The 8,859-nt window shown below is 49.1% G+C and carries 9 protein-coding genes and 3 pseudogenes; 11 read left to right on the top strand and 1 reads right to left on the bottom strand.

All coding sequences use genetic code 11. The annotated features are described in order from the left end of the window. Window positions 1-186: 186 nt before the first annotated feature. Complete coding sequence (gene ppk2, locus Q0095_RS03500) at window positions 187-1,089, bottom strand: polyphosphate kinase 2 (protein WP_297881392.1); 903 nt, start codon at window positions 1,087-1,089, stop codon at window positions 187-189. A 108-nt stretch (window positions 1,090-1,197) separates the two neighbouring features. Between ppk2 and dsbD the strand changes: the two genes are divergently transcribed. The 11 genes and pseudogenes from dsbD to Q0095_RS03450 form a co-directional block, all read left to right on the top strand. Further along, a complete protein-coding gene (gene dsbD, locus Q0095_RS03495) occupies window positions 1,198-3,171 on the top strand; it encodes a protein-disulfide reductase DsbD (RefSeq protein ID WP_297881390.1) in 1,974 nt (657 codons plus the stop codon). A 48-nt stretch (window positions 3,172-3,219) separates the two neighbouring features. Continuing rightward, entirely contained in the window at window positions 3,220-3,798 is a 579-nt protein-coding gene (gene hisB / locus Q0095_RS03490; RefSeq protein ID WP_297881388.1) for an imidazoleglycerol-phosphate dehydratase HisB, read from the top strand. A 260-nt stretch (window positions 3,799-4,058) separates the two neighbouring features. Further along, window positions 4,059-4,481, top strand: coding sequence for a hypothetical protein (locus tag Q0095_RS03485; RefSeq protein ID WP_297881386.1), 423 nt, complete (start codon window positions 4,059-4,061; stop codon window positions 4,479-4,481). 8 nt (window positions 4,482-4,489) lie between these two features. After that, window positions 4,490-4,627 carry a hypothetical protein gene (locus Q0095_RS03480; RefSeq protein WP_297881384.1) on the top strand — a complete coding sequence of 46 codons (138 nt, stop codon included), beginning with the start codon at window positions 4,490-4,492 and terminating at the stop codon, window positions 4,625-4,627. 1 nt (window position 4,628) lies between these two features. Beyond that, window positions 4,629-5,576 carry a substrate-binding domain-containing protein gene (locus Q0095_RS03475; RefSeq protein WP_297881382.1) on the top strand — a complete coding sequence of 316 codons (948 nt, stop codon included), beginning with the start codon at window positions 4,629-4,631 and terminating at the stop codon, window positions 5,574-5,576. An 86-nt stretch (window positions 5,577-5,662) separates the two neighbouring features. After that, the gene (locus Q0095_RS03470; RefSeq protein WP_177389116.1) at window positions 5,663-6,151 is read left to right on the top strand and encodes an HAD-IIIA family hydrolase; all 489 of its coding nucleotides are present in this window, start codon (window positions 5,663-5,665) and stop codon (window positions 6,149-6,151) included. 55 nt (window positions 6,152-6,206) lie between these two features. Continuing rightward, complete coding sequence (gene lptC / locus Q0095_RS03465) at window positions 6,207-6,740, top strand: LPS export ABC transporter periplasmic protein LptC (protein WP_297881379.1); 534 nt, start codon at window positions 6,207-6,209, stop codon at window positions 6,738-6,740. Continuing rightward, the gene (lptA, locus tag Q0095_RS03460) at window positions 6,704-7,219 is read left to right on the top strand and encodes a lipopolysaccharide transport periplasmic protein LptA (protein ID WP_297881377.1); all 516 of its coding nucleotides are present in this window, start codon (window positions 6,704-6,706) and stop codon (window positions 7,217-7,219) included. The genes lptC and lptA overlap by 37 nt, the downstream gene beginning before the upstream one ends. After that, window positions 7,216-7,458: pseudogene (locus Q0095_RS10245) on the top strand (GTPase); the annotation flags it as partial. The gene lptA and the pseudogene Q0095_RS10245, both read left to right, overlap by 4 nt. Window positions 7,459-7,740: 282 nt before the next feature. Beyond that, a pseudogene (locus tag Q0095_RS10240) lies at window positions 7,741-8,115 on the top strand (YihA family ribosome biogenesis GTP-binding protein); the annotation flags it as partial. Window positions 8,116-8,227: 112 nt separating this feature from the next. Continuing rightward, window positions 8,228-8,859, top strand: a pseudogene (locus Q0095_RS03450) (hypothetical protein); the annotation flags it as partial.

The following is an 8,859-nucleotide window of genomic DNA, read 5'->3' as shown; positions in this document are numbered from 1 at the left end:
CATCACGTAGCCCGTGGCGTTGTGTAGAATTCCATCCCATTAGATAGAATTTCAAAGAATCTTGAGGTGCACAATCATAGAATTTAATGCATTTCTATATATTAGGAAATAAATTCCTAATGAGGCAATTCCTGGCAAGTAAAGTTTCCCTAGCAATTCTTAGCAAGTAATCTTCATTGGCAAGATTTAGCCCTTTTTCTTATCCTTCTTGTTCTTGCGAGAGGGGCTTTCCAGCTTGCGCCAAGCCTCGCTTTTTTGGCTATCCTCCATTAGCACTATCTCCCTGGTGCCGTTTCGCACGAGGTTTGGATCCACTGCAAGCTCCTTCGCATCGATCTTTTCGGGATAGTCTATGCGCGAGAGTATGCAGCGGAAGGCGTTTAGCCGCGCGATCTTTTTGTCGTTGCTATCTAGGATCGTCCACGGCGCAAACTCGGTATTTGAAGCGAGCAGCATCGAGTATTTTGCGAGCGTGTATTGATTCCACAGCTCCTGCGATCTCGCATCCACCGGCGAGAGTTTATATTGCTTCAGCGGATCGGTACGGCGCGATTCAAAGCGCCTTTTTTGCTCCTCTTTGGAGACTGAAAAGTAAAATTTAAACAAAATTATCCCCGCACTTACCAAAAGCTCCTCAAATTTAGGCACTTGGCGCAGGAAATCTTTATGCTCGGCGTGGGTGCAAAAGCCCATCACCGGCTCGACCATCGCGCGGTTGTACCAGCTGCGGTCAAAGATCGTGATCTCGCCGCCGCTGGGTAGGTGCGCGACATAGCGCTGGAAGTACCACTGCGTCTTTTCGACGTTGCTCGGCTTTTCGAGCGCCACGATGCGGCATCCGCGCGGGTTTAGATGCTCGGTTAAGCGCTTGATCGTGCCGCCTTTGCCCGCCGCATCGCGCCCCTCCATCAAAATCAAAATTTTTAGCCCCTTCTCTTTTACGAATTTTTGCAGCTTCAAAAGCTCGATCTGGTATCTCTCAAGCAGCGTTTCGTAGTCTTTGAACGAGATTTTTTCGTACTTTGAGCTTTTAAATTCTATCTCTTTCAGCGCTATTTCGCCTGTTTCGGTTTTGATCTCTTTGCTCATATCGCCTCCTAAAAATTTTAAGGAATTTTACAAAAAAGTTCTTTAGATTACACTATAAATTCATACTTATTACGTTAGAATGTAGGAAAAAATTTCAAAGGATAAAATTTGATCAGATCACTTATTTTGGCAGCGTTTCTTCTTTTAGGCTTGGGCGCCGAGCCCCTGAAACCCTCCGATGCGTTCAAGCTTAACGTGGCGGCGCAAAGCGATGGCGTAACGTTAAGCTTTGATATCGCGGACGGGGTCTATCTCTATCAAAACGAGATAAAAATTTTCATTGGCGGCGCGGAGGTGACGAATTTAATAAATCTGCCCGCCGCGACCGAATACAAGGATTATAAAATTTACGAGGGCAAATTTAGCATCGCCGTGCCTTTGGGCCTCGTGCTTGCAAATGCCGCAGACAGCGATGATTTCGTGCTTAGCGGTGATTTCCTGGGCTGCACGAAATCGGGCTTTTGCTACCAGCCGCAGCAGTTCGGCTTTAGCTTCAAGCGCGTGGTGGAGGGCTATCAGATCAGCAAAATTTCAAACTCCGAGCTGAAAAGATACCGAAGCGGCGGAAATTCCGCGCAGATTTCTGCCGCAGACAGCGCGCAGAGCGGGGCTGTAAATTTTAAAAGCAATACTACAGCAGCGGGCGCAGAGACAGATTCCATGGCAAGCTCGCACGCGACGGGAAATTTCGCGGCAAGCTCGGCGGAAAGCGCTGCGGTAAATTCCAACGAAACCTCCGCGCAAAAAACTTTTCGCGGCGCAAATCCCATCTCCGAACAGGATAAAATTTTAAACGTTCTTAGCGGCAAGAGCTTCATCGCGGCGATCGCGCTGTTTTTCGGCTATGGCGTGCTGCTCTCGCTAAGTCCTTGCGTCTATCCGCTCATCCCGATCCTCTCGTCGATCATAGTGGCAAAAACCTCCTCGAAGCCGAGCGCGAAAAAAAGCCTCGCCGTAAGCCTCGCGTATATTTTCGGGATGGCGAGCTCGTATGCGATTTTAGGGGCTTTCGTAGCGGTTTTTGGGCAAAATTTACAGGGCCTGCTGCAAACTCCGCCCGCGCTGATCCTAACCTCGCTCATATTCGCCGCGCTCGCGTTTTCTATGTTTGGATTTTACGAGATCCGCTTGCCTGCGCGCTTTCAAAGCTTCTTAAATAGCAAAAGCGAAAATGCTGGCGGCCTGATCGGAGTTTTTTCGATGGGGCTTATCTCGGCGCTCGTCGTATCGCCGTGCATCTCCGCTCCGCTTGCAGGCGCGCTCGTTTACATCGCGGGCAGCGGCGACGTTCTGCTGGGCGCGGCGGCTCTTTTTGCACTGGGGCTCGGAAGCGGCGCGCTATTGCTTGTGGTAGGGCTCGGCGGCGCACTGCCTAGACCCGGAGCTTGGATGGAGGCGGTGCCTAAAATTTTCGGCTTTTTGTTGCTTTTTACGGCGGTGTGGATTTCGCGCACGCTCATCGGCGAAAATTTAAGCCTGCTGATTTATTCGGTTTTGGGCGCGATTTTCGCAGGATTTTTGGGGCTATTTGACGGCGGCGCAGGCGGGATCAAGCGCGCTTTGGCTCTCGTAATCGCGCTATATTCGGCGCTGCTACTCGCGGGCTTTGCCAGCGGCGCGAAAGATTTTTCCAGGCCGCTTGGTAATCTAATCCCGCAAAGCACGAGATATTCCAGCGGCGGCCCCGGCGGCGAGAGCTTGCAAGCGGGCGAAATTTCTCGCGCTAAAAATTTAAGCGGCGCGCATTTTTCATTTATGCGCGATCTGGCGCAACTGCAGGGCGAAATAGAAAATTCCAAAAAGCCCGTGATAGTGGATTTTTGGGCTAGCTGGTGCAAAAATTGCGAGCAGAGCGAGCGAGCGTTCGCAGATCCCGCTCTTGCGGGCGCTCTTGATAAATTTAGCCTTTTAAAGATCGATCTTAGCGAAGATAGCGAGCAAAATAGGGCGATAAAAGCGCATTTCAACGTATTCGGCCCGCCTACGATTCTATTTTTCAAAGAGGGCGCCGAGATTGCGAACCTGCGCCAGATCGGCAGCGTAAATTCCGAAAAGCTGGCCGAAATTTTAACCGAAATTTAGTGAAATTTAGATAGATTTCAAACAAAATTTAGTTTTAAGGATTGCGCGATGATAAGCAAAAATAGGGCTACGAAAGAGACTAAAATCGAGCTTGAGCTGGAGCTTTACGGGTGCGGCGCAGCGCAGATACAAACTGGCATCGGTTTTTTCGATCATATGCTTAGCGCGTTTGCCAAGCACGCGTGGATCAATCTGAACCTACGCTGTGAGGGCGATTTGCAGGTCGATTTTCACCACAGCGTCGAAGACTGCGGCATAGTGCTCGGAAGCGCGATCAAAGAGGCGATCTATCCCGCGCAAAATATCGAGCGCTTCGGCGATAGCATCGTCGTGATGGACGAAGCCGCCGTAAGCGCCGCGCTTGATTTTTCCAACCGCGCGTTTTTGGCATTTGATTGCCCGAGCCTGAAACGCGGTAAGATCGGCGAATTCGACGCCGAGCTCGTGGAGGAATTTTTCCGCGCTCTGGCTTTCAACGCAAATTTAACGCTGCATCTATGCCAGATCCGCGGCGAAAATCTGCACCACGTGGCGGAAGCCGCGTTTAAGGCGTTCGCCGTCGCATTTCGTCGCGCGATAAGTATCAACGAGCGCGCCGGCGTGCCTAGCACGAAGGGCGTTTTATAGCGACAAATGCGCGCCAAATTTAGCAACATTAGCAATTCGCGGTTTTGAAATTTTATCGGCGTTTGAAATTTTACTCTCGCCGCTGCTTGAAATTTGCAAAATTTCGCCATTGCTCTGGCAAAGCGCGCCGCTTTATTAAGATCGCTTACGCTGGCGGTGCATTTGCGTCCGCCGCGAAAACCACGAACTATGCTATATGAAATTTCGTACCGCCAGAGCGCTAAAATGTCGCTTTGCATATTAAAATTTAAAGGTAAAAGATGAATAACCTGGAATCGTTTATGGAGATTTTAAATGTACTGTTTTTGATCTGCTTTGTTTGGCTTATCGTGTGTTTGATTAAATTTATCAGATCAAAAGACGATCCGGAGCGCCATAAAAGAGATAGAAAATTTCTAATCATTTCGACGATTGCGTTTTTGTGCACCCTTACTCCGCTGGTATTTTTTGAGTGGCTGCCGGATCTATTTATCTCGATCTCGGTTTTGATCGCGCTGCCGATAATTTCGTTTATTTTCCTCATCGTGTATTTGGTAAAATTTATTAAATCTGCTAAAAGCGCGCCCGAGCGCCGCAGAAAGATTAGAAATCTTCTGATCCTCTGCGCGTTTTTGTTCATAATCTTTTCGGCTGCCTTAATAGGCTTTTTATGGCTGCTTAATAGCGCGCTTGCGCATATGTGAGGCACAAAATGAGCGATGAAATTTTTCAAAAAACGATCGCCGTAATATTGACGGCTTGGGCGATCAGCGTTTGCGCACTAACCGCAGCGGCGCTGTATCTGCAGAGCAAATGCTCGATCATCTCCTATATCGCAAACGGAAACTAAGATGAAGCGCACAATTATCGCCATTTTGCTGGTGTTTATCTTGACGGCTTTCGATTTTACGTTTTACCGCCTCGTCGTGAAGCGATACATAAATCAAAGCAGCGTCACGATGCAGGCTAAATCGATCGAGCTGCATAAATTTCTGCCGTTTGATGAGGGTTCGCAGATCGTGCGCGCCAGCTCCGGCTTAAAACTTAGCGGCGATCTGCCGATAATCGACGGAGCGGCGGCTTTGTATCCCGTATTTTCGGCGTTCGTCGCGGCGAGCTATCCGAAGGAAAGCGTGGAGTTTGACGGGCAAAATTTCACGAGTGCTAGCAGGCTTAAATTTAGCAATACCCGCGGCGCATACAAGGCCATAAGCGACGGCGAGGCGGATCTGATCTTTGTCGCCGCCCCTTCAAAGCAGCAGCTTGATTATGCGCAGGAAAAGGGCGTGCGCTTGCGCTTTGTGCCGATCGGGCTGGAGGCGTTCGTCTTTATCGTAAATGCGAATAACAAAGTTTCAAGCTTAAGCTTGGATCAGGTGCGAGGAATTTATTCGGGGCAATATAGCGACTGGTCGCAGCTCGGCGGCGAGCGCATGCGAATAGATGCCGTGCAGCGAAACGCGGGCAGCGGCAGCCAGAGCGCGTTTTTGAAATTTATGAGTAAGACGCAGCCTAAGCGCAAGATCACGGGCTTTTTCGGTAGTGCAATCGGCTTTTCGTTTCGCTATTACGTCGAGGGGATCGTGCAAAACGGCGGCGTGAAGATGCTTAGCCTAAACGGCGCGTATCCGAATAAAGAAAATATCTCTAGCCGCAAATACCCGCTCGTAGCCGAAATTTACGCGGTTTACGATGAAAACAACAAAAACGAAAATATCCGCATCTTGATAGATTGGATCCTTTCGCCGCAGGGGCAAAGCATCATCGAAAATAGCGGCTACGTGCCGATTAAGGGCTAAAATCGCGGCTTAAATTTATACGGCGTTTGCCAAAAATTCAGCCAAATTTCGTTAAAATCACAAAATTTCAAAAAACGGAAAACGAAGTGATAAAGATCATATTTTTAGACGTAGACGGCTGTCTTAGCGACGGCGGGCTGTACCATTCAAACGGCGGCGAAGAGATGAAAAAATTTAACGTAAAAGACGGGTTTGGCATCCAGGAGTGGCAGCGGCTGGGGCTAAAGGTCGCGATCATCACCGGCAAAAGCTCGCAAATCGTCGCAAACCGCGCGCGCGAGCTGAAGATCGATACGCTCTTTCAAGGCGAAAAAGACAAGCTCTCAAGGGCGGAGCAAATTTTAAAAAATTTTAACCTAAGCTTCGATGAGGCCGCCGCGATCGGCGATGATATAAACGACGCGAAGCTTTTAAATGCGGTCGCGATCAGCTTCAAGCCCGCCGATGCGCTAAGCTCGCTAAAAGCGGACGTCGCGCTAAGCAAAAACGGCGGCTGCGGCGCGGTGCGCGAGATGATCGAAATACTCGTCGATAAAAACGGCATGCGCGAAGAGTGGAATAGCAAATGGCTGTAGTTTCGCAAGCGCGCGCGATGGGCAAAATTTCGCGCAGATCAAAAGGGGCCGAGCGATGGTGATAAAAATTTTCTACGTCGCGATTGCGATCTTTTGCGTCGCGATGGTCTTTCTAAGCGTGCAGACGCCATATTTTAGCGATATGTTTAGGCAGGATCTAAGCATTGCGAATATGGAGATGAAAAAGATCGTCGATTATCAGATCGGCGAGCGCGTGGATGCTAAATTTACCGCGGACGGCGGCACTCGCTATAAGGATCGCGACGAGTTTATAAATTTTAAAGCCGAGGAGATTAGCGCGGATCTGAATCACACTTTGGTTTCAAAGACCGCGACGCGCGCAGGCGAGCTGATAAAATTTAACGGCGACGCGCATTACGTAAATAGCAGAGGCTTTGATTACACGGCGCAGGAGATCATCTATGATACGAGCAGCAAGATCGTCCGCTCCGACGTGCCGTACGTGCTGCGCCAAGGCGGCGACCGCGTCACGGGCGCAAGCATAAGCTACGACACCAAGACCAAACAAACAAACTCAAAAGGAATCCACGCATGGTATTTAATAAAAGATCAAAACTCCACAAACTAATACTCGCAGGCGCGCTAATTACGGGCTTTAGCGCGTCAGCTCTCAGCGCCGCACAGGAGCAGGTCGAGGTCACGGCGGATAATTTTTTCGCCGACGAAATTAAGCAAATCAGTATTTTAACGGGCAACGTCCATATCAAAAAGGGCGCTTACGATACGCTAAATTCCGATAAAGTGACGATCTATTTCGACGCCAAGCGCCAGCCTACCAAATACGTCGCGACGGGAAACGCAAATTTTAAAATTTTACTCAACCAAAAGCATTACGACGGCAGAGGCGGCGTGCTGACCTATGATCCGACTATCGAGGCTTATACGCTCGAAAACAACGCCTATCTGCACGAGGCCGAGACCAAAAAGGAGGTTTACGGCGATAAGATCATCGTAAATCGCCAAAAGGGTACCTACGAAGTAAAAAGCGGCGGCGGCGAGAAAAAGCCCGTGCGCCTGATCTTTCAGGTCGAAGATCAAAACAAATGATCTATCCTAGCAGCGCGCAGTTTATCACCTCCGCCGCAAATATCACGGGCGCGCCCGAGTTTGCGATGAGCGAAGTGGCGTTTTTGGGGCGTTCCAACGTCGGCAAAAGCAGCCTGATAAACGCGCTTACCGGGCGCAAAAACCTAGCCAAATCAAGCTCGACTCCCGGAAAAACGCAGCTGATAAATTTTTTTGAAGTTAAATTTAAACAAAAGCTTGCCGCAGACTCGGACGGCTCGCAAAATGAAACATCGCTAGATTTAGCAAGCAAAGAGGCTTTAAGCTCGGCTGCAAATTGCGCGCAAGAGCGCGCGGACGCTGCGGCGTCTGAGCGAAATTTAAAGCAAGATTTAGTTTTAAATTTAAAAAGCGCCTCGGCGGATTTTAGATCGGATCGCGAGACAGATCTTGCGGCGGGTTTGACGCCAAATCTAGCGCAAAGCTTAGAATTAAATTTGAGCGACGGATCCGCGCTAAATTTAGCGGGCAACCCCGCCTTTTCGGATCTTGCTAGCTTGGGTGAAAATATCTCTTTGATCTTCGTGGATCTGCCGGGGTTTGGATACGCTAAGGTTTCTAAAAAACTGCATTATATCTGGCAAAAAAATCTCGACGAATTTATCAAAGAACGCCTAAATATCAAGCTTTTCGTCCATCTCATCGACGCGAGACAATTCGATCTTGCTATAGATAAAAATTTACAAAACTATCTCGCTAGTTTTCTGCGCTGCGATCAAAAGGTCGTGAGGCTCTACACCAAAGCCGACAAGCTCAACCAAAGCGAGCGCGCAAAGCTTTTGAGGCACGATCCGCAGGCGATTTTGGTCTCTACGCTGAAAGGTAGCGGGCTGCAAAAAGCGCGCGAAATCATCGTGCGAGGGGCGTTTGGATTATGAAATTTCTAAATTTAAATACGTTAAATTTAGCGGCGCAGAATTTCAAAATAATTAAATTCAGCGGATATAAAATGCGCCGCCAAGATCGCGCAAAGATTAGGGAAAATTTTAGATGATACGGCTAAAAAAGGCGCGCCTTTGCGACATTTCGCGTATGCAGGAGCTCGTAAAAGAGGAGGTTCAAAACGGCGTGATCTTGCCGCTTGAAAGCGATGAGATAGCTGCCAATATCCGCTCATACGTGCTGGCGTTCGGCTGCGATTCTAAGGCGGATACGAGTTTTGATTCCAAGGAAAATTTGAGTTTCGATTCTAAAGAAAATTCCGACTTAAATTTAGCCAGGAATTCCGATTTAAATTTAGCGCACGGCTCGGATTTAAATTTAATCCAAAGCTCCGCCGCAAATTTTGCCGAAATTACTTCTGAAAATTCCGCCGAAAATGCCGCGGATAATTTTGCGCCGCAACTAGCTACGCCGCAAAGCGAAGCGCAAGTCGTATCCGAGGCGGGCTGCGCACAAACGGGCAAAGAGCAAATTTGGCGGAGCGAATATTCGCAAGAAGCGAGCGTTTCTCAGACCGAACGTTCGCAGCCCCATGAATCGCAGCGCCTAAAAGAAGCCGAAATTTTAGCGGGCTTTGCTTCGCTTAAAATTTTTAACGCAGATCTTGCCGAGGTGCGCTCGCTCATCGTCGCCGACGCCATGCGCGGTCCGATCGACCATTCTTCGATCTTCGATGTGCG

The organism is uncultured Campylobacter sp. (assembly GCF_938045535.1).
In the GTDB taxonomy this organism is placed as follows: domain Bacteria; phylum Campylobacterota; class Campylobacteria; order Campylobacterales; family Campylobacteraceae; genus Campylobacter_B.
Note: the sequence above shows the minus strand (reverse complement) of the source record. Positions and strands in the feature narration are given on the sequence as shown.